Raw genomic sequence first — 26398 nt, 5'->3', positions numbered from 1 at the left:
GGCGGAGCAGCTCGGGCGGAGGTGGACGGCTCAGGCCGGGCGGGCGCCGCGGACCAGGGTGCCGGGCAGCTCACCGGTGGGCTCGCCGTCGGACATCACGACCCGGCCGGCCACCAGCGTCGCCCGGTAGCCCGTGGGTCGCTGGACGAGGCGCTTCCCGCCGGCGGGCAGGTCGTGGAGCATCTCGGGCCGCCCGAAGCCCAGGGCGTCGAGGTCGATCAGGTTCACGTCGGCGCGTCGGCCCGGCACGAGCACGCCCCGGTCACCCAGACCGACCAGCGCCGCGGTGGCGGCACACTGCTGCGCCACGATCCACTCCACCGGGAGTCGCTGCTCCTCGGCGACGTCGCGGCCCCAGTACGACAGGAGGTGGGTGGGGAAGCTGGCGTCGCAGATCATCGTGCAGTGCGCGCCGGCGTCGCCCAGGCCCGGGACGGTGCGACGGTGCACGAGCATCTCGCGGACGGCGCGGAGGTCGCCCTCCGCATAGTTCATGACCGGCACGTACAAGGTGCCCGTGCCCCCGTCGGCGACGAGCACGTCGTACGCGTCGGCGAGGTCGAGGGCCTCCTCGGGACGCGGGTCGTACCGGGGCTCGGTTCCGAGGGCGAAGGCCGGGCCCAGCCGGGCGAGCAGGTCCGTGGCCGGGTCGGCCAGCTCGGCGAGGACCGCGGCGCGCACCTCGGGCCGGCCCAGCTCGGCAACCATCTCGGCGTGGGGCCGCCCGGCGAGGGACCGGTACGTGGACGACCCGAGGAGGGGATGGACCCGCCCCTCGAGGCTCAGGATCAGCCCCACGGGCCGCGACGCCACCTGGCCGCGGATCTCCAGGCCGGCAGCGGCGGCGGCGTCGATGAGGTCGAGCAACCTCCGATAGGCGTCAACGGGCTGATCGGGGCGCTGCAGCGTGGTGATCGACAGGGGGCGACCGCCCACCTCGGCCATCGCCCGCAGGAGGGCGAACTCCCCGTCGAGGTCGTCGAAGTCGGCCACCGCCTGGAACACGCCCCGACCGGTGGCCCCCACCGCGCGGGCGATGCCGAGGAGCTCGTCGGCTCCGGCGGTGAGGCTGGGGGTGGGCCGCCCGTCGGTCGAGCGGTGCGCGACCGTCCGGGAGGTGGAGAAGCCGAGTGCCCCGGCCACGACGGCCTCGGCGGCCAGCCGACCCATCACCTCGATCTCCGCGTCGGTGGGTCGGGCGTCGTGCTCGGCACCGCGGTCACCCATCACGTAGCCCCGCAGCGCGGCGTGGGGCACCTGTGCCGCCAGGTCGATGGCCTTGGGGGAGCGTTCGAGGGCGTCGAGGTACTCGGGGAAGGACTCCCACTCCCAGGTGATGCCCTCGTGCAGAGCGGTGCCCGGGATGTCCTCGACCCCCTCCATGAGCGCCACCAACCACTCGTGGCGATCGGGCCGGACGGGCGCGAAGCCGACCCCGCAGTTGCCGGCCACCACGGTCGTCACCCCGTGCCACGAGGACGGGGTGAGCATCGGGTCCCAGGTGGCCTGGCCGTCGTAGTGGGTGTGCACGTCCACCCACCCCGGCGTGACGAGCAGGCCGTCGGCGTCGAGCTCCCGGCGACCGCGGCCGTCGACGTCGCCGACCCGGGTCACCACCGTCCCGTCGATGGCCACGTCGGCGCGCCGCCGCGGCGCGCCGGTCCCGTCGACCACCGTGCCCCCGCGGATCACCACGTCGTGCTCGGCCATCACCCCTCCTCGACCGGGCGACCTCGGTGCGGACGCCACGGGACCACGGTAGCGACGACCCGCCTCACGACCCCCTCGGCGGCGCCGGCGAAGAGCTCACCCCGCGCCATCGCATCCGCTTCTGGACGGCATCGACGACCACGACCGCCGGAAGGGCCAGCGCCGCCACCGCGACGCCGGCGCTGCTCGGCGGGGCCTGATCGAGCAGGGACGCGACCGGCTCGACGAGGAGGAAGATCAGGAGCATCGCCGCCTCGGCGACGAGGGCGTACCACAGCAGAGGGTTGCGTCGGCCTCGCAGCCGCCACACAGGCTCGCGGGTGCTCCGGCAGGCGACGGCGTTGGCCATCTGCCCGAGGACGATGCCCGTGAAGGCCGCTCCGGACGCGGCCGCCATGACGGGGCCCTCGGGGAAGCTCTCGCCCGGTCGCCACCCCACCGCCAGGAAGGTCGCGACGAACGCGGCCAGGGAGACCGCGGCCTCCGTCGGCCCCAACCAGGCGAACGCGCGTACCAGGAGCCCCCGATCGACGAGGTGGCGACGGGTGGGCTTCCGGTCGAGCAGGTGCGGCGCGGGGGGCTCGGCGCCCAGCGCCAGCGCCGGGGCGATGTCCGTACCGATGTCGAGCGCCAACACCTGGAGCACCCCGATGGCCAAGGGGAACCGCCCCCCGGACAGCGCCCACACGACGAACGGGGCCAACTCGGCGACGTTGTCCGTGAGGTGGTAGGTGAGGAACCGGCGGATGTTCGCGAACGTCGCACGGCCCTGCTCGATGGCGACCACGATCGTGGCGAAGTCGTCGTCGAGCAGCACGAGATCCGCGGCCTCACGGGCCACATCGGTGCCCGAGGCGCCCATGGCCACCCCGATGGCCGCCTCGCGCAGCGCCGGCGCGTCGTTGACCCCGTCACCGGTCATGGCGACCACGTGCCCGCGGACCTGCAGCGCCCGAGCGATGCGGAGCTTGTCCTCGGGGGCGACGCGTGCGACCACGATGCCGTCCTGATCCACCAGCACCCCGAGGTCGGCGTCGTCCGCGGGGAGCGCCTCGCCGAGCACGACCACGGGCTGGTTGCCGGCCAGCCCGACCTCACGGGCGATCGCCGCCGCGGTGGCCGGGTGGTCGCCGGTCACCATGGCGACGGACACCCCGGCGCGCCGACACGCGGCGAGGGCGGCCGCCGCTTCCTGCCGGGGGGGATCCTCCAGTCCGACGAGCCCCAGGAGCTCGAGATCCCGCTCGGCCGCCTCGGCGGTCGCAGGCACCTCGGCCCCGTCGATCGACCGGGTGGCGAGCGCCAGGACCCGGAGGCCCTCCCCGGCCATCCGCTCCAGCGCCTCCTGCGCTCCCGGGACGGGGCCGCACGATCCGAGCAGAGCATCGGGAGCGCCCTTGACCAGCACCGAGTCGCCCACGACGACCGACATGCGACGCCTCCGCGGATCGAACGGGAACCGAGCGGTCACCTGCCCGATCACGTCGTCAGCGCCGACACGGTGGGCGAGCGCATCCAGGGCGGCCTCCATGGGGTCCCCGTGATGACCCCACCGTCCTGCCGACTCGACGATGCGTCCGCTCGAACAGGCGCGACCGACCGAGGCGATGTGGCGGACCGCGGCTCGGGCCTCCGAGGGTTCGCACGTCACCTCGGCGACGGGTTCGTAGCCCTCCCCGGTGATCCGGGCCCGTCCCTGCGGAGCCCACACCTCGACCACCGCCATCTCGTTGCGGGTGAGCGTGCCGGTCTTGTCCGTGCAGATGAAGGTCGTCGAACCCAACGTCTCGACGGCTTCGAGGTTGCGGACCAACGCGTGTCGACCCGCCATGCGCTGTGCGCCGATGGCGAGGGACAGCGTGACGGTCGGCAGCAGGCCGCACGGCACCACCGCCACCGTCACGCCGACGGCGAACAGGAAACCGTCCGAGGCCGGCGTCCCGACCACGAGCGACACGACGAAGAAGGCGATGCCCACGACGACGGCGACGACGGCCAGGGTCTTCGCCAGGCGGTCCAGCTCCCGTCGCAGCGGTGTCACGGGGGCATGTGCCGTGAACGTGATCCCGGCGATCTCGGCGAGCCGGGTGCGCGCCCCGGTGGCGGTGACGACCGCGAACGACTCGCCCTCGACCACGAAGGACCCGGCGAACACCGACGACCCGACGCCAGGGTGATCGGGAACGCTCTCCCCCGTCAGCGACGAGACGTCGACGGCGAGCCCGTGAGCCTCGACGATGTCGGCGTCGGCCGAGACGAGATCCCCCTCGACCAGCTTCACCAGATCACCCCGTACCAGGTCCTCGGCGGGGACGACCCGTGCCACTCCGTCGCGGACCACCGTGGCTCGCCTGGGCAGCAGGTCCTTCAGGCGCTCCGCGGCGCGCTCGGCCCGCTGCTGTTGCACGAACCCGAAGACGGCGTTGAGCACGAGCACGAGCAGCACGGCGACGCCGAGCTGGGGCAGGCCGGCGACGAACGCCAAGCCGCTCGCCACCCAGAAGAGCAGCGCGAAGAAGTGCGTGAACTCGCCGACGAACTCTCGCCACGCCGGAGGCGGCCGGGGCGACGGCAGGGCGTTGGATCCGTCGGCTCGCCGACGCGCGACGGCCTCCTCCGAGCTCAGGCCCCGCGCATCGACCGGTTCACGCACCGCACGTCACACATCGACGGTAGACACCGCACCTCCGAGAGGACACGGGCGAACGACCCGAACCGCGACGTCGGGTCTCAGGACCCCCGGGCCATGTTGGCGAACTTGGTGTAGTGGTCGAGGAAGGCCAGCCGGACCACCCCGGTGGGGCCGTTGCGGTGCTTCGACACCAGGATCTCGGCGGTGCCCCGGTCGGGGGAATCGAGGTTGTAGACGTCGTCGCGGTAGATGAACATCACCACGTCGGCGTCCTGTTCGATGGATCCGCTCTCGCGGAGGTCGGCGAGCATCGGCCGCTTGTCGGCCCGCATCTCGAGCCCACGCGAGAGCTGGGAGAGCGCCAGCACCGGGCACTCGAGCTCACGGGCGAGGATCTTCAGGCCCCGGGAGATCTCCGACACCTCGACCTGGCGGTTCTCGGCGTTCGAGCGGCCCGTCATCAGCTGGAGGTAGTCGACGACCACGAGGCCCAGGTCGCCGAGTCGGCTGCGCAGACGGCGGGCCTTGGAGCGGATCTCCATGATCGTCAGGTTGGGGTTGTCGTCGATCCAGATCGGGGCCTCGGCGAGGCGCCCGGTGGCGTGGGCGATCTTGCCCCAGTCGGCCTCGTTGAGGTTGCCGTTGCGCACCTTCTTCGAGTCGACCCGCGCTTCGGCGCACAACATGCGCTGGGTCAGCTCGAGCTGGCCCATCTCGAGGCTGAAGACCAGGACCGGACGCCGTGCCTCGATGGCGGCATGGGTGGCGATGCCCAGCGCCAGGGCGGTCTTGCCCATCGACGGACGAGCACCGAGCACGAGCAGGGCGTTGGGCTGGAGCCCCGAGAGGAGCTCGTCGAGGTCGACGAAGCCGCTCGGCAGGCCGGTGATGGCGTCGCCCTTGTCGTAGAGGCTCTCGAGGCGATCGAGGTTCTCGGTGAGCAGGTCGTGGATGGGGGCCATCGAGTCGGTCACGCGGCGCTGGGCGACCTCGAAGACCATGGACTCGGCGGTGTCGATCGTCTTGGTGACGTCGTCGGGGAGGCTGAACCCCATCTCGGCGATCTCACCGGCCACGCCGATGAGCCGGCGCAGCAGGGCGTGCTCCTCGATGATCTTGGCGTAGCGGGCGGCGTTGGAGATCGCCGGCGTGGCCGCCTGGAGCGTGACGAGCGTGGCCGAACCGCCGACGGCGTCGAGCAGGCCGGCGCGACGCAGCTCGTCCGCCACGGTGACCGGATCAGCGGGTTCGCCGGCGGCACTGAGAGAGGTGATGGCGTCGAAGATGTGCCCGTGGGCCGGCTTGTAGAAGTTCTCGGCCTCGAGCGTCTCGGCGGCCACGGCGATGGCGTCCTTCGACAGGAGCATCGCCCCGAGGAGGGACTCCTCGGCCTGGAGGTTCTGCGGGGGGACCCGTGCCGAGGGGGGCGCGGGACGGTCGTCGTCGGGGAAGGTCATGGCGCTGCCACCCTCGCCCATCCGGGCTGTGCATCGCTAGACGGACAACCCTGGGACTTTTCCCGTACAGCCCTGTGGACGGGCTGTGGACAACCTCCGCCGGCTGTGGGCGGGCACAGAAGATCGGGGTCAGACGAGCCCATGCCGGACATGGCAAGAGTCTCCCCACCCCGCGCGACAGTGCACCCGGTTCAGCAGTGCCGCCGTCTGTGGACGAGTGTCACTGTGATCCGAGCCCCCGAGCACGACTTGGAGCGCAAAAGTGTCGGTCGTCACGCTGGGCACGAAGCCGCTGGTGGGGGCGGGAACGGCGAGGGGCCGGCCTCGCGGCCGGCCCCCTCGCTGGAGCACCCGACGGTCGCGGCGACTCAGCCCGCGACCACCTCGAGGGTCACCTGGAACTCCACGTCGCTGTGCAGGCGGACCGGCACGGCGTGGGTGCCGACGGTCTTGATGGCCTCGTCGAGGAGCAGGTGGCGGCGCTCGAGCTCGATGCCGGTCTGCTCGGCCACGGCCACGAGGACGTCGTGGGACGACACCGACCCGAAGAGCCGGCCTTCCTCGGATGCACGCTCGGTGACCGTGACGACGGCGGGGACGAGCACCTTGGCGATCTCCTCCGCGCCGGCGCGGTCGGCGGCGTCCTTCAGGTCACGGCTGCGGCGCATCGCCGCGGCCTGCTGCTCGACGCCCGGCGAGGCCACGACGGCGAAGCCCTTCGGGAGCAGGAAGTTGCGTCCGTAGCCGTCGGCGACCTCCACGAGGTCGCCCTTCTTGCCGACGCCCTGGACGTCGGCTCGCAACAGGAGCTTCACTCCGACGCCTCCTCCGCGATCGTGGCCTCGACGGCCTCGACGGTCTCGACGACCTCGAAGGTCTCCTCACCGTCGACGGTCACACCCTCGACGGCCACGGTCTCGGTCTCGATGGCGGCCTCGGGACGGGGCCCGCGATCGCCCCGGTCGCCCCGGTCGCCGCGCTCGCCACGGTCACGACCGCCTCGCTGCGTCGTGACCTTCGTGGCGTAGGGGAGCAGGGCCATCTCCCGGGCGTTCTTGATGGCCCGGGCGATCTCGCGCTGCTGCTGGGAGTCGTTGCCGGTGACGCGACGGGCCCGGATCTTGGCCCGATCGGACATGAAGCGACGCAGGAGGTTGATGTCCTTGTAATCGACGTAGTCGATCTTCTCCTGGTTCAGGACGCTGATCTTCTTCTTGCTCCTGCGAGCGTTGTCCTTGTTCTTGCCCCGCTTGGGGGCGGTGGTCTTCGCCATCAGAAGGGCTCCTCGTCGGTGTCGTAGCCGGCGGCCGGGGCGCTGGCCTGGGGACGGGGAGCGCTCGCGCCCGGCCCGCCGTCGTAGCCGCCCTCGCGCCGCTCGTTGCGGGTGATCTGGGCGGTCGCCCACCGCAGGCTCGGGCCGATCTCGTCGGCCACGACCTCGACGGAGACCCCGGTGCCCCCGTCCCGCTTGTCGTAGGTGCGCACCCGCAGGCGGCCGGTGACCAGCACACGGCTGCCCTTGGTGCAGGACTCGGCCACGTTCTCGGCCATCTGCCCGAAGCAGGTGACGTCGACGAACGACGTCTCCTCCTCCCACTCACCCGTCTGGTTGTTCTTGCGGCGGTTGTTGACCGCCAGACCCAGGGTGGTCACCTGCATCCCCGAGGCGGTGAACCGCAGCTCGGGATCGCGGGTGCAGTTCCCCACCAACGTCGTCTGTGCATCTGCCATGGAACGGACCTCCTGACTCAGCCGGCCTCGGCGACCGGGGTCGCCTCGCCGACGAGGCCACGACGGGCCGCTTCACGGTCGGGGAGGCGCAGTGCCTTGTGGCGGACGACGGCGTCCGCGAGATGGAGCTGACGCTCGACCTCGTGCAGGTCGCGACCCTCGGTCACGATCTCGAGCACGACGTAGATGCCTTCCCACTTGTGGTTGATCTCGTAGGCGAAACGCCGACGGCCCCACAGGTCGCGGTTGGCGATGCGCCCGCCGCCGGCCTGGACGGCCGTGTCGACGGAGGCCAGCTGTTCGGTCACGGCGGCGTCGTCGAGATCGCCGTCGAAGATGATCATGAGTTCGTAGGCCCGCATGGCGAGCGCACACCTCCCTCTGGACCCGTGGGCCCTCCTCGGGGACCAGCGGGGCCCCGTCAGCACGGAGCAGGGCTTGATTGGACCCTGGGACCCTACCGGACGGGGCGCCTGGTTCCCAAAGGCGTCCCGACTGCGCACCGGAGCCGTCCCGACGTCAGCTGTCCCGGCGCCAGGTGTCCCGACGCTTCGCGCCGGCTCGTGGACGACGCCGTTGCGTGGGGCCGACCGGCCGGCCCGACGAGAGCAGTGTGCCCGGGGGGTGGGACAGCGGACGGATCCCCGAGTGGGCCGAGGGTGCGCCGACCCGACGTTCGGCCGCCCGGCTCACACCGCGGCGACGGGGCCCGCCCCGGTCGGCGCCGACGACGGCCCCGACGCGCAGTCCCCGGCCAACCGCAGGGTGCTGTCCTCCTCGATCCCGAGTCGGGCCAACCCGCCCTGGGGCACCTCGAGGGCCCACCGATAGGGCCCGGCCGCGCCGGTGAGCGGACAGTCCGCCACCTCGTCGGGGCACGGTTCCATGTCGGCCTCGGACACCACCCGCCCCGAGGCGTCGATGAAGGCGATCGACAGCGGGAGGCGGGTGTTGCGCATGTAGAAGCTGCCGCTCGTGTCGTCGGGCCACACGAACGCCATCCCCGCCCTGCCCCCGAGTCCGGGGTCCGTGACCTCCATCAGCCCCCGGGCCCGTTCGGCGGCGTCGTCGGCCAACCAGACGCACCACTCGACCACCTCGCCGTCGGCTCGCGTGACGAGCAGCGTGACGGCCGTGAAGCCCTCGGGCGCCACCAGCGACGGGCCGGCGGAGGGCGACTCGTCCGAACAACCCGACAGCGCCGTCGCCGCGAGGAGGGCGAGGAGGGCGAGCGCGAGCACCGCGGATCGGGCCCACCGTGCTCCGGGGGAACGACCCCTCGCCGACATCGGGCCGGTCACGCGGTCTCGGCAGCGCTCCCGTACAGGCCCAGGCTCTCGGCCTCGGCGCCGGACAGGTGGTAGCTCTCGTCGGCCGCCGGGAATCGCCCCTCGCGCACGTCACGGGCGAACCGGCCGATGGCGTCCACCGCATCGGCCTTCACCGAGGCGTAGCGGCGCACGAACTTGGGGGTGATGCGGTCCTCGATGCCCAACAGGTCGTGCAGCACGAGCACCTGGCCGTCGCAGTGGGCGCCGGCCCCGATCCCGATCGTGGGGATGTCGACGGCGTCGGTGACCATGGCAGCGACCTCGTCGGGAATGCCCTCGAGGACGAGGGCGAAGCAACCGGCGTGGGCCAGCGCCTTGGCGTCGTCGACGAGGGCGAGCGCCGCGGCATGGCGTCGACCCTGCACCTTGAACCCGCCCATGGCGTTCACCGACTGGGGGGTGAGCCCGATGTGGCCCATGACCGGGATCTCGGCATCGACGAGCGCCTCCACCATCGGCACCCGCTTGCGGCCGCCCTCGAGCTTCACCGCCTGGGCGCCCGCCCGCACCAGCGACGCCGCGTTGACCACGGTGTCCGGCACCGAGACGTGGTAGCTGAGCCACGGGAGGTCGGCCACCACCAACGCCGACGGCTTCGCCCGGGCCACTGCGGCCGTGTGGTGCGCCATGTCCTCGACGGTCACCGACAGGGTGTCGTCGTAGCCGAGCACCACCATGGCCAACGAGTCGCCCACCAGGATCATGTCGACCCCGGCCTCGTCGACCATCCGCGCCCCGGGAGCGTCGTAGGCGGTCACCATCACCAGCGGTTCGCCACCCCGTCCGGCCTTGCGGGCCTGGACGGAGGGCACGGTGTGACGTGCGCTCATTCTGAGCCTCCAGTTGTCCGTCCGGCGCCCCTCGGCTGCCGGCGGTACCCGAACGCTACCCACGGTCGACGGCGGACCGCCAGATGGCGCTGCGCCCCGGCGGCGGGGCGCGCCGACGTGGAGCCCGGGGCCTCAGCCGGCGAGCGTCGTGGGGGTGCCCGGCGGCGCCGTCGAGGGCGGGGGGCGCGTCGGGGGCGGCGCGGTGGTCGGCGGCGGCGCGGGGGCCGTGGTCGGCGGCGCGGTAGTGGGCGGAGGAGGCTCGTCGGCGGGCGGGGCCTCGGACGGCGGCGGCGCCGCCGGGGGCGTGGTGTCGTCGGGTTGCACCTCGGAGCCGGCCGCGGGCCGCTCGAACTCACAGGCCTCGAGGCCGTCGGTGGCCTCGACCATGAACTTCCGCCAGATCTCCGCCGGCAACGAGCCCCCGGTGACCTCGATGCCCTTCACGTCCTTCATCAGCCGTTCCTCGGTACCGGGGTACCCGACCCACACCGCCGCGGTGAGCCGACACGTGTAACCGACGAACCATGCGTCCTTGTACTCGTCGGTGGTGCCCGTCTTGCCGGCCGCCGGCTGGCCGAACCGGGCCTCGGTGCCCGTCCCGCCCTCGACGACCTGGTTGAGCGCCCAGTTGACCTGCTTCACCTGCTCGGCGTCGAGCACCCGGTCGGGCGTCACCTCGTTCTCCCACAGCACCACCCCGAGGGCGTCGGTCACACGGGTCACGACGTAGGGATCGATGTGGACGCCACCGTCCGCGAAGGTCGAGTAGGCGGAGGCCATGTCGAGCACGGAGACCTCCTCGGTGCCGAGGACCGTGGCCGGATACGGATCCAGGGGGCTGGTGATGCCCAACCGCTTCGCCATGGCCACCACGTTCTCGGGACCGACCTCCAGCATCAACTGGGCGTACGCCGTGTTCGACGACTTCGCCGTCGCCTCGACGAGGTCCAGTCGACCGAGCCCGGCGTCGCCGTAGTTGCCGACCTCCCAGTCCTCACCCTCGTTGGCGTCGGGGATCACGAGCTTGGCGGGCGCGTTGTAGGTCTTGTCGAGGGGGATGCCCTGGGCGACGGCCTCGGCCAGCGCGAACGGCTTGAACGACGACCCCGGTTGACGACCCCCACCACCCCCGAGGACGCCGGTGGCCAGGTTGACCTCCGACGCCTGGTAGTCGTCGCCCCCGTACATGGCCCGCACCGCACCCACGTCGTCGATGGCCACCAGGGCACCCGCCGGGTCGTCCGGGTCGTCCAGGGTGGAGTTCACGGCCTCCGCGGCCGCCCGCTGCCGATCCATCTGGATGGTGGAGTACACCCGCAGACCGCCGCCGAAGACCTGTTCGTCCGTGAAGCCCGCCTCACGGACGAGCCACTGGCGGACGTGGTCCACGTAGTACTCCGTGCCCCACTCGGGGTTGGCGACCCGACCGAAGTTCCGCTGGACCGTGCGGGGGACGACCGTCTCGAACGCCGAGGCCGTGGCCGCGGCGTGCTCCTCCGGTGTGATGGAGCCCACCTCGAGCATGGCGTCGAGCACCGAGTCGCGACGCCGCGTGGCGGTGAGGAGGTTCGAGGCGTTGACGGCGTCGTCGGCCGCCCGGTTGGCGTCGGCCGTCTCGGGGGCCCGGATGAGCCCGGCGAGGTAGGCCGCCTCGGGGAGGGTGAGCTGCTCCACGGGCTTGTCGAAGTACGTGCGCGACGCCGCCTCGACCCCGTACGCGCCGCGACCGAAGTAGATGGTGTTGAGGTAGCGCAGCAGGATCTCCTGCTTCGGCAGCTCCCGCTCGAGCTTGACGGCCAGGGCCGCCTCCCTGATCTTGCGGGTGTAGGTGCGCTCCTGGGTGAGATACACGTTCTTGACGTACTGCTGGGTGATGGTGGACCCGCCCTGCTGGACGTCCTGGTTGCGGAGGTTGGCCCACAACGCCCGGGCGATGCCGACGGGGTCGACGCCGCTGTGGTCGTAGAACTCCCGGTCCTCGGCGGCCAGCACGGCGTCGATGAGCACCGGCGGCAACCGGTCGTAGGTGACGTTGACCCGGTCGACCCCGCCGCTCAGCTGCGCGATCGAGTTGTCCTGGTTGCAGTCGGTGGTCACCTCGGCAGGACAGATGAAGGTCGTCTGCAGCTGCGGCGGGTCGGTGTCGGGAAGCGGCACCTGGCTGAAGAGATAGCCCGCTCCCGACACGGCGAACACGAAGAGCACGGCGAGCACGAACCAGGCCCGCCGCCAGCGCCACACCACCGTGCCCTGCTCGGCACGGCGGCGACGGCGACGCTCGCGCCGGCCGACCGGACGCGCGCCGGAGGACGGAGAGGCGGCCATCAGCGCCTCACGCCGAGCGGGCCGGGCTCAGCACGAACGTGCGGGCGAGGTGGTTCCAGTGGCACGCCGGGCAGACCTCGACGACGTAGCAGGAGAACTCGCCGGAGCGCCGGGCGAAGCCCTTCAACTCGGCGGCCGAGGTGATGCAGCGACCGTGGCTGGGGAGGCGGGGGCCGAAGACGTAGGAGACCAGGACGAGCTTGTGGTCGTCGCAGATCGGGCAGTCGAGACGGGAGGGCTCACCCACCTCACGAGCGGCGCGCACGAGCTCGGGGTGGGCGTCGCACACCTCGTGGCGGGCGAGGCGTCCCCGCCGGTACTCCGCCACCAGGTGCTGGCGCGCCAAGCGGTAGTCGATCTCACCGGGAGACGCTGCCCCCTTGATCGCACCGGGTCCGAAGCTCACGAGGACCGAGGGTACCCAGGACGGGGGGTCCGTCGGGCGGCGCGGGGGCGCCGGGACCGCCGTGCGCATCCCCGCCGCAGCGCCGTCCGCACCATCGGCGCAGCGCCGTCCGCGGAGTGCGGGCAGCGGTCTGGGAGACTGGTGGGATGCCATCGCCGAGCGCTGCCGCGAGCTTCCCGGCCGGGGACCCCGAGCTCCCCGACGACGTCGTCGTCTACGGCCCCGACATCGCCGACGAGGACGAGCTGCGCCTCATCGGTCACGTCTCGGGCAAGCGGCTGCTCGTGCTCGGCGCCGGCGGAGGCCAGGCCGCCGTCGCACTGGCCGGCCAGGGCGCGCACGTGATCGTCGTCGACAACGACCATCGGGCCCTCGACGAGGCCCGCGACCGCGCCGACCGCCTCGAACGGCGCCTGGAGCTCCACCACGGCGACCTCGCCGACCTGGCCTTCATCCGGGCCGACACCGTCGACGGCGTCGTCTCGGTCTACGAGCTGGGCCGCCAGTCCGACCTCGACCGGGTGCTGCGCCAGGCCCACCGCGTGCTGCGCACCGGCGGGGCGCTCACCTGCTCGCTCCCCCACCCGGCGTTCCTCCTGCTCGAACCCAGGGCCGACGACCCGTTCCGGGTGGTGCACACCTACCTCGATCGCTCGCCCCGGGGCGAGGACGCCGCCGTCGTGTACCCGCGGAGCCTCGCCGAGGTGTTCGGCGCCTTCCACCGGGCCAACTTCCGCGTCGACGCCGTCCTCGAACCGGGCCCCACCCCCCAGGGCGGTCGCCGTCGTTACTGGAGCGAGGCCATGCGCCGGGTGCCGGCCACCCTGGTGCTGCGGGCCCGCAAGGAAGGCATCTGACCCGCCGGCTCAGCGGCCCTGCTGCTGGGCCGCCCACCAGGCGTCGAGGCGGCGGGTGGCTTCCTCCTCGCCGAGGGGACCCTCGTCGAGGCGCAGCTCGAGGAGGAAGTCGAGCGCCCTCCCCACCTCCGGGCCCGGGGCGAGCTGCAGGTGGGCCATCACGGCGTTCCCGTCGAGATCGGGACGGAGGGCGGCCAGCTCCTCGCGTGCGGCGAGCTCCTCGATGCGCTCCTCGAGGTGGTCCATGCGCTGGGCCAGGACGCGGGCCTTGCGCTCGTTGCGCGTGGTGCAGTCGCATCGCGTGAGCTCGATCAGCTCCGGGAGCAGCGGACCGGCATCGCGGACGAAGCGGCGCACCGCCGAATCGGTCCAGCCCATCTTGTAGGTGTGGAAGCGGAGGTGCAGGTACACCAGACGCGAGACGGCCTCGATGTCGTCGGTCGAGTACTTGAGCGCCTTCATCCGCTCCCGGGTCATGCGGGCACCGACCACCTCGTGGTGGTGGAACGAGACCTTGCCCTGGTCGAACGACCGCGTCCGGGGCTTCCCGACGTCGTGGTAGAGCGCGGCGAGGCGCACGATCCGCTCCGGACGGGTGTTGCCCACCACGGCGATGGTGTGGGTGAGCACGTCCTTGTGGCGGTGGATCGGGTCCTGCTCGAGGCGCATCTTCGCCAGCTCGGGCAGGAACTGGTCGACGAGTCCGGTCTCGACGAGGAACCACAGGCCGGGCGCGGGATCCGGCACCACGACGAGCTTGTCGAACTCGTCGCGGATCCGCTCCGCGGAGACGATGCCCAGGCGGTCCGCCATCGCCTCCACGGCCGACACGAGCTCGGGGGCCGGCTCCAGGCCGTAGCCGGCGACGAAACGGGCCGCCCGCAGCATCCGTAGCGGGTCGTCCGAGAACGACTCCTCCGGGGAGAGTGGGGTGCGCAGGCGACGCGCCACGAGGTCGGCGGCGCCGTCGAAGGGATCGACGAGCTCCGGCTCGGGCAACCGCAGCGCCATGGCGTTGACCGTGAAGTCCCGCCGGGAGAGATCGGCCTCGACGGCGTCGGCGAACACCACCTCGGGCTTGCGTGAGTCCGGCGCGTAGGCCTCCGCCCGGTGGGTGGTGATCTCGTAGTCCCAGCCGTCGACCCGACAGCCGATCGTCCCGAAGCGCTCGCCCTGGCTCCACACCGACTCGGCCCACCCCTTCACCAGCCGCTTGGTGTCGGCGGGACGGGCGTCGGTGGTCAGGTCGATGTCGCGGCCCCCGGCGAGATCGCGTCCCAACAGCAGGTCACGCACCACGCCCCCCACCAGGTACAGCGCGAAGCCGTCGGCGGCGAAGCGCTCGGCGAGCGGCGCCACCCGATCGAGCACGGGCTTCAGACGATCGGGGATCACGGCGGTGGAGGCTACCGGCGGGGTCGCGTGCCGACGGGCGGCGTCGGAACCCTCGAGGACCGACGACGACCGGGGCGTCAGTCGAAGCCGGCGGCGGAGCGCATGCGGCCCACGGCGGCCACGACCGACCGGCCGGGACCTCCCGACGTCGCCGGCTCGGGCCGGTACGACCCGCCGGCGAGCGCGCTGAGCGCAGCGCCGCTCGACATGGCGAGCGCGTCGAGGTCGTAGCCCCCCTCCAGATAGACGATGCACCGCCCCCCCGGCACCATCCCGGCGAGGTCGGCGGTGAGGTCGGCGTAGTCGCCGGCCGAGAGCGCCAACCCGGTGAGGGGATCGAGGCGGTGGGCGTCGAAGCCCGCCGAGATGATCAACCAGGTCGGCTCCCACCGCTCGACGAGAGGCCGGACGACCTCGTCGAGCCCCGCACGGAACACGTCACCCGTCGCCCCCTGGGGCAGCGGGAAGTTGACGGTGCTCCCCGACCCCTCACCCCAGCCGACCTCGTCGATCGCGCCGGTCCCGGGGTAGAGCGGGTACTCGTGGAACGACACGTACACCACCCGGGGGTCGCCGTAGAAGGCGTCCTGGGTGCCGTTGCCGTGGTGGGCGTCGTAGTCGACCACGAGCACCCGCTCCCCCCGGTCGGCCAACGCCGCCGCGGTGACCGCCACGTTGTTGGCGAGGCAGAACCCCATCGCCTTGCGCGGAGTGGCGTGGTGACCGGGTGGGCGAACCGCGCAGAACGCCGCGTCCCCCTCGCCGGCATCGAGGCGGGCCACCGCGTCGAGCCCGGCCCCGGCGGCCCGGAGCAGGGCTGCGAAGCTGTCCTCGCTGACGACCGTGTCGGCATCGAGGTGCCCGCCGCCCACCGCCGCCAGCTCCTCGAGGGCGAGCAGGTAGCGACCGGGGTGCACCCGCTCGACGGCCTCCCATGGCGCCGGCTCCGGCTCGAAGACCACCATCTCCTCGCGGAGGCCGGCCGCGTCGAGACCCGCCATCACCGCCGTCAGGCGGGCGGGACGTTCGGGGTGGCCGTGACCGGTGTCGTGGAGGAGGAACTGCGGGTGCGAGGCCACGAGGATGGTCACCTCCGAACGATACCGATGCCGCTGCACGGAACCCCAGGGTCCAACGGTCGTATCGTGAGGCCGGCACCATGCGACGACTCGACACCCTGTCCGCCAACCCGGACCGCCTGCGGATGGGCCCCTGGAGGGGCGACCACACCGTCGCGTTGCTGAGCCCGGTCCCCGGCGTGACCCCCACCCGCAGCGCGTTGAACCGATCGCTCGACGAGCTCACCGGCCAGGGGTACCGGGCGGTGCTCACCCCCGCGCTCACCCCCCTCGAGCAGGCACCCTTCCTCGCCCACGGCTTCGTCGTGCACGAGCGCCTCCACCTGCTTCGCCACCCCCTGCGTGCGCTTCCGATCTCACGGCACCCCCGGGTCCGGTTCCGACGCGGCCGGGAGCGTGACGTCGACGCCGTCCTCGACGTCGACCGAGCGGCCTTCGACGCCTTCTGGCGCTTCGACCGCGGCGGCCTGGCCGACGCCCGCGCCGCCACCCCCACCCACCGGTTCCGGGTCGCCGTCGACGACCGGACCGTCGTCGGCTACCACGTCACCGGCCGCGCCGGCGGGCTCGGCTACCTCCAGCGCCTCGCGGTGAGCCCGAGCCACGACGGCGCCGGCATCGGCACCGGCCTGGTCGGCGACGCCCTGGGGTGGTGCCGCCGACGGGGGTGCACCTCGGTGCTCGTGAACACCCAGGAGGCCAACGGGCGGGCGCTGCGCCTCTACGAGCACCTCGGGTTCCGCCCGGAGCCCCACGGGCTGGCGGTGCTCGAGCATCGCCTCGACCCGGCGGCCGCCGAGTCGACCGGATGACCCGTCCCTCGCCTCGGGGCGGGGCCCGTCTCGCCCGTGCCCTCCTGGCCGGGACCGCCCTCGTCGCGCTCGCAGTGCCGGTGGTGACCGCTCCGACCGGCGCTCAGCCCGCGACCGGCGTCGCCCCCGCCAGTTCCCTCCGACTCGTCGGCCAGACCCCGTGGGTCGCGCCCACCGGGCAGTTCACGCTCCGGGTCCGTCGCAACGGACTCCCGGTCGACACCGTGCTGCGCGCCGAGGTGCACGCCGCCGTCGACGGGCGCATCCGATTCGACCGCTCGATCCGCGGCGAGGACCTCGGCCCGACGATCGGCCCCGGACCCGCACCGGTCGAGCTGGCCACGGCGACCCCCCTCGCCGACGGATCGATCCCGATCACCATCCCGGTGAGCCGGACGGGCCCCGCCCCCGACGGCGGCGTCGTCCTCACCCGACCGGGGGTCCACCCGGTCGTCGTCACCGCCACCACACCGTCCGGCGGGGAGATCGGCCGCTTCGTCACCCACCTGATCCGACTCCCCACCGACGACACCGACGGTCCGTCCCTCGCCGTGGGGACGGTCGTGGCGCTCGACGAACCCGTCCGGCCCGACGCCGCAGGAACGCCGACGCTCACCGCCGAACAGGCGACCGAGGTGACGGCGGTGATGACCGCGCTCGCCGACTGGCCGGCCGTCCCCCTCACCGTCGATCCCACCCCGGCGGTCCTGGTGGCCCTCGAACAGGACCCCGGGGACCGCGGCGCCGTGACCGAGCTGGCCGCCGCCCTGACCGGACGCCAACTCCTCGGGAGCCCCTACGTCGGCCTCGACACCGGCGCGTGGGTGGCCGACGGGATGCTCGCCGAGCTCGACACCCAGATCGCCGCGGGATCGGCCGCCCTCTCCGCCGCCCTCACCACGACGCCGGACGGTCGCACCGCCGTGGCCGACCCCACCCTCACCCCCGAGGCCCTGACCCGGCTGAACGACCTCGGCCTCGACCGACTGGTGGTGCCCGCCGACCAGCTCGGCCCCCTCCCCGAAGGCGAGGGCAACGTCACCTTCACCGAGCTCTTCGACATCACCGACAGCGCCGGTGCGACGATCCAGGCCATCACCGCCGACCAGGAGCTGACCGCCCGGCTGACGGCCTCCGACGATCCCGTCCTGAACGGCCACCTGCTGCTCGCCGACCTCGCCGTGCTCTACAACGACCAGCCCGCCGTGAACCGGGGCGTGGCCCTCGACCTCGGCGTCGACGTCGACCCCGTCTCCCTGGAGGTCGTGCTCGCAGGGCTCACCGAGCGGACCCCCCCGGGGGGCGACGGGCGGGCCGTCGTCGGCCCGGTCACCCTCGACGACCTCTTCCGCACCACGCAGACCGCCACCACGCAGACCCAGGGCCGCACCACGACCCTCGTCCGCCCCTACCTCTCGCCGCCCCCCGGGTCGCTCGGCGACTACCCCACCCAGCTCCGCGCCACCGCCCGGGAGGTGGAGGGCTTCCGGTCGCTCACCGAACCCGTCGGCAACGTGTCGGCACCACTCGACCAGGCGCTGCTCCTGTCCGGCGCAGCCGATCTCACGCCGGCCGAACGCACCGCGATCCTCGACGGGATCAGCTCGGGCATCGACGGCATCACCTCGGAGATCGTCGCCCCCCTCCAACAGTTCGTCACCCTCACCTCCCGGTCCGGGAAGATCCCCCTCAACCTCGAGAACCGCTCGACCCTGCCCGTCAGGGTGGACGTCGTCCTCGAGAGCGACAAGCTCGAGTTCCCCGACGGCAACGTCATCGACGCGCTCCTCCCCGCGGCCACCACCACCCGCCTCGACGTGCAGGTCACCACGCGGGCGTCGGGTGCGTTCCCCCTGCGCGTCGACGTCCGCTCCCCGGACGGGATCCTCGAGATCACCAACACCCAGTTCACCGTGCGCTCGACGGCCATCTCGGGGATCGGCCTGGTGCTCTCGGTCGGCGCCGGGGTGTTCCTCCTGGTCTGGTGGGCCCGCCACTTCCGCCGGACCCGACGGGCCAAGGCCCTCGTCGACTCCGCCCATCCGGCGCTGGCCGCCCCCCGCGATCGCACCTGACGCACAGGAGCGGGGCGGTACGCTCCGCCTGTCAGCCGGAACCAGGGGGAACCATGAGCGGAGTCCGCATCGTCACCGACAGCGCGTGCGATCTGAGCGACGACGACGTCACGAAGCACGGGATCGCGGTGGTACCGCTGAGCATCCGGTTCGGGACGGACGAGTACGTCGACCGCGAGGAGCTCAGCGTCGAGCGGTTCTACGCGCTGATGGACAGCACCGGCCTCCTGCCCGAGACGGCCGCCCCGTCCCCCGGGCGGTTCGAGCAGGCCTTCCGCGCCGCCGCCGACGACGGTGCCGACGCCGTCGTCTGCATCAACCTGTCGAGCGCCCTGTCCGCCACGATGCAGTCGGCGCAGGCCGCCGCCAAGGCGCTCGAGGGCCAGGTCGACGTCCGAGTGATCGACAGCCGCTCCATCACCGGCGGCCTCGGCACCATGGTCCTCGCCGCCGCCGAGCAGGCCGCGGCGGGCGCCGACGCCGACGCCGTCGTCGCCCTCGTCGAGGCGATGATCCCCCGTTCCGACGTCTACGGCGCGCTGAACACCCTCGACAACCTCAAGAAGGGCGGTCGCATCGGCGGGGCGCAGGCCATGCTCGGCTCGATGCTGTCCGTGAAGCCGCTGATCCGCATCGTGGACGGAGCGGTCGCCGAGGCGGGCAAGCCCCGCACCCGCAAGCGCGCCCTCGAAGCACTTCGCGACAAGCTCGAGGAAGCCGGGGCGGTGGAATCGGTGGCGGTGCTGCACGGCGAGGCGGGCGACATCGACGAGTTCCTCGACATGATCTCCCACCTCCACCCCCGCGACACCATCCGGGTGGGCAAGATCGGGGCGGTCATCGGCGCCCACGGCGGGCCCGGGGTGATCGGCGTGTGCTTCCTGCACCCCGCGACGTGACGGGACGTCGACCCGTCGACACGTGACCCGCGGCATCGGTCCGGGTCGTCTCATCGGCGGGCGCTACCTCCTCGACCGCCCCATCGCCCGAGGGGGGATGGCCGAGGTCTGGGAGGCCACCGACACGACCCGCCACCACGAGGTGGCCGTCAAGGTGCTGCACCCGCACCTCGCCGACGACCCCGGCTTCCAGCACCGGTTCCGCCGCGAGGGTGTCGCCGCCGCCCGCCTCGTACACCCCAACATCGTCGCGGTGCACGACGTCGTCAGTGACGGCGGGCTCGACGCCATCGTCATGGAGATGGTTCGGGGCCAGACCCTGCGCACGTTCCTCGACCGACGCGGCCGCCTCGACCCCGTCGAGGTGGTGCTGATCGGCGACGAGGTGGGTGCGGCACTCACCTGCGCGCACCGGGCCGGGCTCGTGCACCGTGACATCAAGCCGGCCAACGTCCTGCTCGCCGACGACGGCCGACTCCTCGTGACCGACTTCGGGATCGCCAAGCTGCTCGACGACCCCGACCTCACCACGACCTCCACGCTCCTGGGCACCGTGAAGTACCTCGCCCCGGAGCAGGTCGAGGGCCGCGGCGTCGACGCCCGCACCGACGTCTACGCGCTGGGCGCCGTCCTCTACGAGTGCCTGACCGGTGCGCCCCCCTTCGGCGGGGACAGCCCTGCGACCGTGGCCCTCGCCCGGCTCACCCAGGTGCCCGACCCGCCCACGACGAAGGTCGCCGGCGTGGCTCCCGAGCTCGACGCCGCCATCGTCCGTGCCCTGGCCCGCCATCCCGACGATCGCTTCGCCAGCGCGGACGACCTCCGGCGAGCCCTCCGCGGCGAGCCTGCCCGTCCGGACGACCACACCGTCGTCCCACGGGGCGAGCCGGGTCCGGCGGTCCCGGCGACCGCGCTCGTCCCGCCGTCGCCCCCGCCTCCCTCCCCGACCGTCGACGACACGATCGTGGCGCGGACGCCGCCGACCCTCCCACCGAGCCCGGCCGGACGGACGGCGGCGAGCCGAGCCGAGCCCGCGCGGGGCGGTCGGCCACGGCGGGCCACCCTGGCGGCCCTGATCCTCGTGCTCGCCGCGCTGATCGTGGCGGCCACCCTCGTGGCGACCACCGCGCTCGGCCGAGAGGTGCTGTCGCTCGTCACCGCACGGTCCGCCGTACCGGGCATCGGGTCGGGCCCCCAGGGCTAGGCTCCGGCCCCATGGAGACGAGTGGCGACGACGGGTCCGGACCCGCGCCCGGGCCCGGACCAGTGGGAGCACCGGACCCGGGCACCACCCCCTCGCCGGCCTCGAGCGCGCCGACCGCCTCGGCGCCGTCCCCGACCACCTCCCCCACCGCCGACCCGCGTGACACCCGCCCGCCGATCGGCCTCGCAGCCGGGGAGTGGCCCGCCCAGGCCGCCGACACCATCGTGGAGCTCGTCGGCACCGTCCGCGACAAGACCACCGGCCCGATCACCAAGGTCGCCCGCGGGGCCGTCTTCGGGCTCTTCCTCGCCGTCGTGGCGACCATCGTCATCGTGATGGCACTGATCGGAGTGGTCAGACTCATGGACGAGGCCCTGCCCTCCGGCGTCTGGCTGCCCTATCTCATCCTCGGCGTGCTCTTCGTGGCGGGCGGCGCGCTCGTCTACCGACGCCGACGACCGGTCCCCGTCTGATCGGGAACAATCCCCCGACCCGCTGGGTTCCCCATACCCCCGGCAGGTATCCCTTCTCCCCGGAGCCCCAATGACCGATTCCCGCATCCGCAACGTGATCATCATCGGCTCGGGTCCGGCCGGGCTCACTGCAGCCATCTACACCGCCCGGGCCAACCTCGAGCCGCTCCTCTTCGAGGGCGAGCCGTCGTCGACATCGGACCAGCCGGGTGGTCAGCTCATGCTCACCACCGAGGTCGAGAACTTCCCGGGCTGGCCCGACGGGATCATGGGCCCGGAGCTCATGATGCGCTTCCGGGAGCAGGCCGCCCGCTTCGGGACCGAGATCCGCACCGAGAAGGTGAGCCGCGTCGACCTGTCGGCCCGCCCGTTCGGGGTCTGGGTGGGCGATCCCGACGCCGCCGAGCCCAGCCACCGTGCCCACTCGGTCATCGTCTCCACCGGCGCGCAGTCCCTCCTGCTCGGCCTGCCCGAGGAGAGCCGGCTGCTCGGCCACGGCCTCTCGACGTGCGCGACCTGCGACGGCTTCTTCTTCCGAGACCACGACATCGCCGTCGTGGGCGGCGGCGACTCGGCACTCGAGGAGGCCCTGTTCCTCACCAAGTTCGCCCGCTCGGTGACCCTCGTACATCGCCGCGACGAGCTCCGCGCCTCCAAGATCATGCAGGACCGGGCCCGCGCCAATGACAAGATTCGCTTTCAGTGGAACAGCACCGTTGTCGGGATCGACGGCGACACGACGGTGGAGGGCATCCGCCTGCGCGACACCGTCACCGGCGAGGAGAGCTCCCTCGCCGTCTCCGGGCTGTTCGTCGCCATCGGTCACAAGCCCAACACCGACCTGTTCAAGGGCCAGCTCCAGATGGAGGAGACGGGCTACCTCGTCACCCACGACGGGTCCCACACCGACGTCGACGGCGTCTTCGCCTGCGGCGACGTCCAGGACCACGTCTACCGCCAGGCCATCACCGCCGCCGGCTCGGGCTGCATGGCGGCGATCGACGCCGAACGCTGGCTCGAAGCCCAGGACCACTGACCCCCGCCCGGGCCCACGGGCGGTACCGTGGTCGCCCGATCGACACCCGCCATCCACCCTCCCCACCATCGAGGTTCCCCATGTCCGACGCCATCTCCACCCTCTCCGACGCCACCTTCGACGAGCAGATCGGCGCCGCCACCGAACCGGTCATCGTCGACTTCTGGGCCGAGTGGTGCGGGCCCTGCAAGATGATCGCCCCCATCCTGGAAGAGATCGCCACCGAACAGGCCGGCAAGCTGTCGGTGTCCAAGCTCAACGTCGACGACAACCCCAACACCGCCATGCGCTACGGGGTCATGAGCATCCCCACCATGATCGTCTTCAAGGACGGCCAGGAAGCCGCCCGCATCGTGGGCGCCAAGGGCAAGGGCCAGCTCCTCGAGGACCTGCGCCCCTTCCTCTGAGCCGTCCAGACCTCACCGGACCCTGCGGGCACCGCCATCGACGACGACCACCTCCCCCTGGGGCCGGGTGACAGCGGCGCGGCGGTCGCCGACGTCCAGCGTCGCCTGTCCGCGGCAGGACATCCCGTCGACCGCTCCGAGGGCGGCACGTTCGGACCGTCGACCAGCGCGGCCGTCGCCGCGTTCCAGGAACGCCGGGGCCTGCTCGTCAGCGGGACGTGCGACACCCTCACCTGGCAGGCGCTCGTGGAATCCGGCTACCGCCTCGGCGACCGCCTTCTCTACCTCCGCACGCCCATGCTCCGCGGCGACGACGTCCACGAGCTGCAGCAGTCGCTCGGCGCCCTCGGCTTCGACGCCGGGTGGGTCGACGGCATCCTGGGCCCCGAGACCGAACGGGCCCTGACCCAGTTCCAGCGCAACGCCGGGCTCACCGTCGACGCCCGCTGCGGGCCCGAGGTGTGCGCGGCGCTCGCCCGTCTCGGTGGCCGCACCGAGTCGGCCACGGTCGCCGGTGTCCGGGAGCTCGAACGGCTGCGGTCCTCACCCCCGAGCCTCGACGCGCGGCGGGTGGTCGTCGGGCACCAGGGAGGCCTCGACGCGCTGGCGTCCAGCGTCAGTCGACTCCTCCAGGACGCCGGCGCGGTGGTCGCCGTGCTGAACCATCCCGACGCATCGACCCAGGCCCGCGAGGCCAACGCCTTCGAGGCCGAGCTCTTCATCGGTCTGGAGATGGACGCCGAACCGACCTGTCGGGTGGCGTTCTACGAGACGACCGGGTTCCGCTCGGTCGGCGGGGCGACGCTGGCCGCACTGGTCGCCTCCGGCCTGCCCGAGGCCACGGGGCTGGTGGCCGGCACGGCCGCCGGCCTGCGCCTCCCGGTTCTCAGGGAGACGAGGATGCCGGCCGTGGTATGCATCCTCGGTCCTCCCACCGTGGTCGTGGAGCGCAGTGCCGGCCTGGCCGTGAACCTGGTCGAGGCCGTCCGGACCTGGGTGGCCGCGCCGGTCGAGGGTTGACGGCGGCGGTGCGGATCACACCCCGACGTCGAGGTTGACCACAGGTTTGGCCACAGGCTGTGGAGAAGCCTCGACCGTCACCGAGGCTTGATCCTCAGCCCTCGGACCGGGGGCCGCGGGCGATCACCTGCGAGATCCGCTCGAGGTCCTCGAGGGTCGCGAAGTCGACGACGAGACGCCCCCGCTTGGCGCCCACCGTGACGTGCACCCGGGTGTCGAGCAGGTCCGAGAGGAGCTCCTCGAGCTCGAGGACCGCGGCGGGCCGCACGGCCGCCACCCCCGGCGTCGTCGGGGAGACGGGCGCGTCGGGCTCCTGGGATCGGCGCACGGCCTCCTCGACCTCGCGGACGGTCAGTCCCTCACGGACCGCCTGCTGCGCGAGTCGCTCCTGCACGGCCGGATCGGTGCAGCCCAGGAGGGCCCGGGCGTGCCCGGCCGACAGGCTGCCGTCGTGGAGGAGGCGCTGGAGCTCGGGGGGCAGGTGGAGCAGTCGAAGGGTGTTGGCCACCGCTGACCGGCTCCGCCCCACCCGGCTGGCCACTTCCTCCTGGGTGTGATCGAACTCCGAGATCAGCTGCTGGTAGGCGGCCGCCTCCTCGAGCGGGTTGAGGTCGGCGCGGTGGAGGTTCTCGACGAGGGCCTGCTCGAGCGAGCGGACGTCCTCGGTCGGACGGACGACCGCCGGGACGACCCGCAGCCCGGCGCGCTGCGCGGCCCGCCACCGGCGCTCCCCGGCGACGAGCTCGAAGCGGTCGGTCCCCACCGGGCGGACCAGGACCGGCTGCAGGACACCGACGGCTCGGATCGAGGCCGCCAGGCTCACCAGCTCCTCCTCGTCGAAGACCCGCCGGGGCTGGTACGGGTTCGGGACGATCTGGTCGACCCCGAGCTCCCGGAGATGGGCGTCGGGACGGTCGACCGCGACCTCCTCGCCGTCCTCGGTGGGGATGAGTGCTCCCAGTCCCTTACCCAACCCGCTTCGGCGCGCCACCGCTGACCTCCTTGGCCAATTGCCGGTAGGCGATGGCGCCCCGGCTGCTCGGATCGAACGTGATGATCGGTTGGCCGAACGACGGCGCCTCCGACAACCGCACGGTGCGAGGCACGACCTGCCGGCACACCTTCTCCCCGAAGTGGGCCCGCACCTCGAGCGCCACCTGGTCGGCCAACTTCGTCCGGGCGTCGTACATCACCAGGACGATGGCGCTGACGTCGAGCGACGGGTTCAGGTTCTTCTGGACCAGCTCGACGTTGCGCAGCAGCTGGCCGAGGCCTTCCAGGGCGTAGTACTCGCACTGGATGGGCACGAGCACCTCCGAGGCGGCAGCCAGGGCGTTCACGGTGAGCAGACCGAGCGACGGCGGGCAGTCGATGAAGACGAAGTCGTAGTCGTCGTGCACGGTGGCCAGGGCGTTGCGCAGCTTCAGCTCGCGGCTGAAGGCGGGAACCAGCTCGATCTCCGCCCCGGCCAGATCGAGGCTGGCCGGCGCCACGAACAGGTTGCGCACCGAGCTGCCCTCGATGCAGTCCTCGAGGGGTGTGTCGGCGAGCAGCACGTCGTACATCGAGAACTCGAGCTCGCGCGGATTGATCCCGAGCCCCGTGGACGCGTTCCCCTGGGGGTCCAGGTCCACGACGAGCGTCCGATAGCCCAGCTCGGCAAGGCAGGCGCTCAGGTTGACGGCGGTGGTGGTCTTGCCCACGCCGCCCTTCTGGTTGGCCACCGCGATCACCCGGGGGAAGTCCCGCTCCCGGGAGATCGGCGTGCCGGCGGTGACGATCTCGGTGGGGAGGCCGGGCGGGATGCTCACCGTGGGGACGGCGTCCGTGGCGGACGGGCTGTCGGGCTCGACAGCAGACTCGGCTGCGGGCTCATCAAGGGGCTCGAGACGAGTCGGTGTCTCGGGGATCGGATGTTCCAGGGGTTCCATGCACCACTCGGGAGGTGAGGCGAACGCCGGGCGACCCCCGACGCCGAACGACCCACCCCGGTCCGGAACGAGCCGCGGCCATCCTCGCTCCGCCACCGGCTCAGGTCAAGGACCCTCGACCGTGTTTCACGTGGAACAGCGACGGAGTGGACACGGCCCGGGTCGGTGACCCACTGTGCCCCCATGTCCGCCGACCTGACCACCGTGCTCGAGGAGGCCCAGGCGATCGGGGCCCTCGGCCCGGGCCCCATCGCCGACCACCTCGCCCACGCCGAGCGCTTCGTCCACGCCCTGGGGGACACGACCGGCCGCGTGCTCGATCTCGGATCGGGCAACGGCCTCCCCGGTCTGGTGATCGCCGAGCAGCGACCGGATCTCCTCGTCACCCTCCTCGACGCGCAAGCTCGCCGCGTCGAGGTCCTGCACACCGCCGTGGCCCGCCTGGGCCTGGCCGACCGGGTGACCGCCCGGCACGGCCGCGCCGAAGTGGTGGCCCGACTCCCGGGCGAACGAGGGGCCTATCAGGCGGTCGTCGCCCGGTCCTTCGGCCCCCCGGGGGTCGTGGCGGAGTGCGCCGTCGGGTTCCTGGGCCCCGACGGGCTGCTGCTGGTGAGCGAACCGCCGGACGCTCCGCCCCGCTGGCCCGAGGAGGGCCTTGCCGAGCTCGGCCTCCGGCGGGGCGAGCTCGTCGACGGCATCCAGCACCTCCATGCCACCGGTCCGTGCCCGGATCGCTACCCCCGTCGGGACGGGATGCCGGCCAAGCGGCCCCTCTTCTGACTGTTCCA

General features: G+C 72.6%; 23 protein-coding genes and 2 pseudogenes. 10 read left to right on the top strand and 15 right to left on the bottom strand.

The genetic code is table 11. From position 1 onward, the window contains the following. Nucleotides 1-30 precede the first annotated feature (30 nt). The 11 genes and pseudogenes from MUE36_11525 to MUE36_11475 all read right to left on the bottom strand — a co-directional run bounded on the left by MUE36_11525 (nt 31) and on the right by MUE36_11475 (nt 12422). On the bottom strand, nt 31-1710 hold the full coding sequence (locus MUE36_11525) for an amidohydrolase family protein (protein MCU0311554.1): 1680 nt from the start codon (nt 1708-1710) through the stop codon (nt 31-33). Between the two features lie 64 nt (nt 1711-1774). Beyond that, a complete protein-coding gene (locus MUE36_11520; GenBank protein ID MCU0311553.1) occupies nt 1775-4363 on the bottom strand; it encodes a cation-transporting P-type ATPase in 2589 nt (862 codons plus the stop codon). Between the two features lie 77 nt (nt 4364-4440). Beyond that, complete coding sequence (dnaB, locus tag MUE36_11515; GenBank protein MCU0311552.1) at nt 4441-5799, bottom strand: replicative DNA helicase; 1359 nt, start codon at nt 5797-5799, stop codon at nt 4441-4443. Nucleotides 5800-6167: 368 nt separating this feature from the next. Continuing rightward, complete coding sequence (gene rplI / locus MUE36_11510; GenBank protein ID MCU0311551.1) at nt 6168-6614, bottom strand: 50S ribosomal protein L9; 447 nt, start codon at nt 6612-6614, stop codon at nt 6168-6170. 209 nt (nt 6615-6823) lie between these two features. Continuing rightward, a pseudogene (rpsR, locus tag MUE36_11505) lies at nt 6824-7072 on the bottom strand (30S ribosomal protein S18). Further along, nucleotides 7072-7530 (bottom strand): single-stranded DNA-binding protein, encoded by a 459-nt coding sequence (gene ssb / locus MUE36_11500; protein MCU0311550.1) that lies wholly within the window; start codon nt 7528-7530, stop codon nt 7072-7074. The pseudogene rpsR and the gene ssb overlap by 1 nt, the downstream one beginning before the upstream one ends. Nucleotides 7531-7547: 17 nt before the next feature. Then, entirely contained in the window at nt 7548-7892 is a 345-nt protein-coding gene (rpsF, locus tag MUE36_11495) for a 30S ribosomal protein S6 (GenBank protein MCU0311549.1), read from the bottom strand. A gap of 327 nt (nt 7893-8219) precedes the next feature. Beyond that, the gene (locus MUE36_11490; GenBank protein MCU0311548.1) at nt 8220-8771 is read right to left on the bottom strand and encodes a DUF192 domain-containing protein; all 552 of its coding nucleotides are present in this window, start codon (nt 8769-8771) and stop codon (nt 8220-8222) included. A 56-nt stretch (nt 8772-8827) separates the two neighbouring features. Continuing rightward, nucleotides 8828-9691 (bottom strand): 3-methyl-2-oxobutanoate hydroxymethyltransferase, encoded by an 864-nt coding sequence (panB, locus tag MUE36_11485; protein MCU0311547.1) that lies wholly within the window; start codon nt 9689-9691, stop codon nt 8828-8830. A 132-nt stretch (nt 9692-9823) separates the two neighbouring features. Beyond that, a complete protein-coding gene (locus tag MUE36_11480) occupies nt 9824-12016 on the bottom strand; it encodes a PBP1A family penicillin-binding protein (GenBank protein MCU0311546.1) in 2193 nt (730 codons plus the stop codon). Between the two features lie 7 nt (nt 12017-12023). Then, nucleotides 12024-12422 carry a DUF5318 domain-containing protein gene (locus tag MUE36_11475; protein ID MCU0311545.1) on the bottom strand — a complete coding sequence of 133 codons (399 nt, stop codon included), beginning with the start codon at nt 12420-12422 and terminating at the stop codon, nt 12024-12026. A 146-nt stretch (nt 12423-12568) separates the two neighbouring features. On the opposite strand from MUE36_11475, the gene MUE36_11470 reads away from it, so the two are divergent. Continuing rightward, the gene (locus MUE36_11470; protein MCU0311544.1) at nt 12569-13279 is read left to right on the top strand and encodes a class I SAM-dependent methyltransferase; all 711 of its coding nucleotides are present in this window, start codon (nt 12569-12571) and stop codon (nt 13277-13279) included. A gap of 9 nt (nt 13280-13288) precedes the next feature. On the opposite strand, the gene MUE36_11465 is transcribed toward MUE36_11470, so the two are convergent. Beyond that, nucleotides 13289-14674 carry a CCA tRNA nucleotidyltransferase gene (locus MUE36_11465; GenBank protein ID MCU0311543.1) on the bottom strand — a complete coding sequence of 462 codons (1386 nt, stop codon included), beginning with the start codon at nt 14672-14674 and terminating at the stop codon, nt 13289-13291. Between the two features lie 77 nt (nt 14675-14751). Beyond that, nucleotides 14752-15765 carry a histone deacetylase gene (locus tag MUE36_11460; GenBank protein ID MCU0311542.1) on the bottom strand — a complete coding sequence of 338 codons (1014 nt, stop codon included), beginning with the start codon at nt 15763-15765 and terminating at the stop codon, nt 14752-14754. Nucleotides 15766-15833: 68 nt separating this feature from the next. Here MUE36_11460 and MUE36_11455 point away from each other — a divergent pair, with 68 nt between their 5' ends. The 8 genes from MUE36_11455 (at nt 15834) to MUE36_11420 (ending at nt 23679) form a co-directional block, all read left to right on the top strand. Further along, nucleotides 15834-16565 (top strand): GNAT family N-acetyltransferase, encoded by a 732-nt coding sequence (locus MUE36_11455; GenBank protein ID MCU0311541.1) that lies wholly within the window; start codon nt 15834-15836, stop codon nt 16563-16565. After that, nucleotides 16562-18640 (top strand): DUF6049 family protein, encoded by a 2079-nt coding sequence (locus MUE36_11450; protein ID MCU0311540.1) that lies wholly within the window; start codon nt 16562-16564, stop codon nt 18638-18640. The genes MUE36_11455 and MUE36_11450 overlap by 4 nt, the downstream gene beginning before the upstream one ends. A 53-nt stretch (nt 18641-18693) precedes the next feature. Further along, nucleotides 18694-19539, top strand: a complete 846-nt coding sequence (locus MUE36_11445; protein MCU0311539.1) for a DegV family protein — start codon at nt 18694-18696, stop codon at nt 19537-19539. Between the two features lie 22 nt (nt 19540-19561). Further along, complete coding sequence (locus MUE36_11440) at nt 19562-20743, top strand: protein kinase (GenBank protein ID MCU0311538.1); 1182 nt, start codon at nt 19562-19564, stop codon at nt 20741-20743. Between the two features lie 11 nt (nt 20744-20754). After that, nucleotides 20755-21216 carry a hypothetical protein gene (locus MUE36_11435; protein ID MCU0311537.1) on the top strand — a complete coding sequence of 154 codons (462 nt, stop codon included), beginning with the start codon at nt 20755-20757 and terminating at the stop codon, nt 21214-21216. Between the two features lie 70 nt (nt 21217-21286). Then, nucleotides 21287-22252 (top strand): thioredoxin-disulfide reductase, encoded by a 966-nt coding sequence (gene trxB, locus MUE36_11430; GenBank protein MCU0311536.1) that lies wholly within the window; start codon nt 21287-21289, stop codon nt 22250-22252. An 80-nt stretch (nt 22253-22332) separates the two neighbouring features. Then, nucleotides 22333-22659 carry a thioredoxin gene (trxA, locus tag MUE36_11425; GenBank protein ID MCU0311535.1) on the top strand — a complete coding sequence of 109 codons (327 nt, stop codon included), beginning with the start codon at nt 22333-22335 and terminating at the stop codon, nt 22657-22659. Nucleotides 22660-22905: 246 nt separating this feature from the next. After that, on the top strand, nt 22906-23679 hold the full coding sequence (locus MUE36_11420; protein MCU0311534.1) for a peptidoglycan-binding protein: 774 nt from the start codon (nt 22906-22908) through the stop codon (nt 23677-23679). Between the two features lie 379 nt (nt 23680-24058). Here MUE36_11420 and MUE36_11415 read toward each other — a convergent pair. Together MUE36_11415 and MUE36_11410 are read right to left on the bottom strand one after the other, a co-directional pair. Then, a pseudogene (locus tag MUE36_11415) lies at nt 24059-24670 on the bottom strand (ParB/RepB/Spo0J family partition protein). Continuing rightward, on the bottom strand, nt 24645-25439 hold the full coding sequence (locus MUE36_11410; protein MCU0311533.1) for an AAA family ATPase: 795 nt from the start codon (nt 25437-25439) through the stop codon (nt 24645-24647). The pseudogene MUE36_11415 and the gene MUE36_11410 overlap by 26 nt, the downstream one beginning before the upstream one ends. A 354-nt stretch (nt 25440-25793) precedes the next feature. Here MUE36_11410 and MUE36_11405 point away from each other — a divergent pair, with 354 nt between their 5' ends. Continuing rightward, nucleotides 25794-26390 carry a class I SAM-dependent methyltransferase gene (locus MUE36_11405; protein ID MCU0311532.1) on the top strand — a complete coding sequence of 199 codons (597 nt, stop codon included), beginning with the start codon at nt 25794-25796 and terminating at the stop codon, nt 26388-26390. Nucleotides 26391-26398 lie beyond the last annotated feature (8 nt).

The sequence above is a fragment of the Acidimicrobiales bacterium genome (genome assembly GCA_025455885.1).
Taxonomy (GTDB): Bacteria; Actinomycetota; Acidimicrobiia; order Acidimicrobiales; family Acidimicrobilacustridaceae; genus Rhabdothermincola_A.
This window is presented reverse-complemented; position numbering and strand designations above follow the sequence as displayed.

Coding starts and splice junctions, on each gene's coding strand:
- MUE36_11525 (MCU0311554.1), bottom strand. CDS start 1,710: ATGGCCGAGCACGACGTGGTGATCCGCGGGGGCACGGTGGTCGACGGG.
- dnaB (MCU0311552.1), bottom strand. CDS start 5,799: ATGACCTTCCCCGACGACGACCGTCCCGCGCCCCCCTCGGCACGGGTC.
- ssb (MCU0311550.1), bottom strand. CDS start 7,530: ATGGCAGATGCACAGACGACGTTGGTGGGGAACTGCACCCGCGATCCC.
- rpsF (MCU0311549.1), bottom strand. CDS start 7,892: ATGCGGGCCTACGAACTCATGATCATCTTCGACGGCGATCTCGACGAC.
- panB (MCU0311547.1), bottom strand. CDS start 9,691: ATGAGCGCACGTCACACCGTGCCCTCCGTCCAGGCCCGCAAGGCCGGA.
- MUE36_11480 (MCU0311546.1), bottom strand. CDS start 12,016: ATGGCCGCCTCTCCGTCCTCCGGCGCGCGTCCGGTCGGCCGGCGCGAG.
- MUE36_11470 (MCU0311544.1), top strand. CDS start 12,569: ATGCCATCGCCGAGCGCTGCCGCGAGCTTCCCGGCCGGGGACCCCGAG.
- MUE36_11455 (MCU0311541.1), top strand. CDS start 15,834: ATGCGACGACTCGACACCCTGTCCGCCAACCCGGACCGCCTGCGGATG.
- MUE36_11450 (MCU0311540.1), top strand. CDS start 16,562: ATGACCCGTCCCTCGCCTCGGGGCGGGGCCCGTCTCGCCCGTGCCCTC.
- MUE36_11445 (MCU0311539.1), top strand. CDS start 18,694: ATGAGCGGAGTCCGCATCGTCACCGACAGCGCGTGCGATCTGAGCGAC.
- MUE36_11435 (MCU0311537.1), top strand. CDS start 20,755: ATGGAGACGAGTGGCGACGACGGGTCCGGACCCGCGCCCGGGCCCGGA.
- trxB (MCU0311536.1), top strand. CDS start 21,287: ATGACCGATTCCCGCATCCGCAACGTGATCATCATCGGCTCGGGTCCG.
- trxA (MCU0311535.1), top strand. CDS start 22,333: ATGTCCGACGCCATCTCCACCCTCTCCGACGCCACCTTCGACGAGCAG.
- MUE36_11405 (MCU0311532.1), top strand. CDS start 25,794: ATGTCCGCCGACCTGACCACCGTGCTCGAGGAGGCCCAGGCGATCGGG.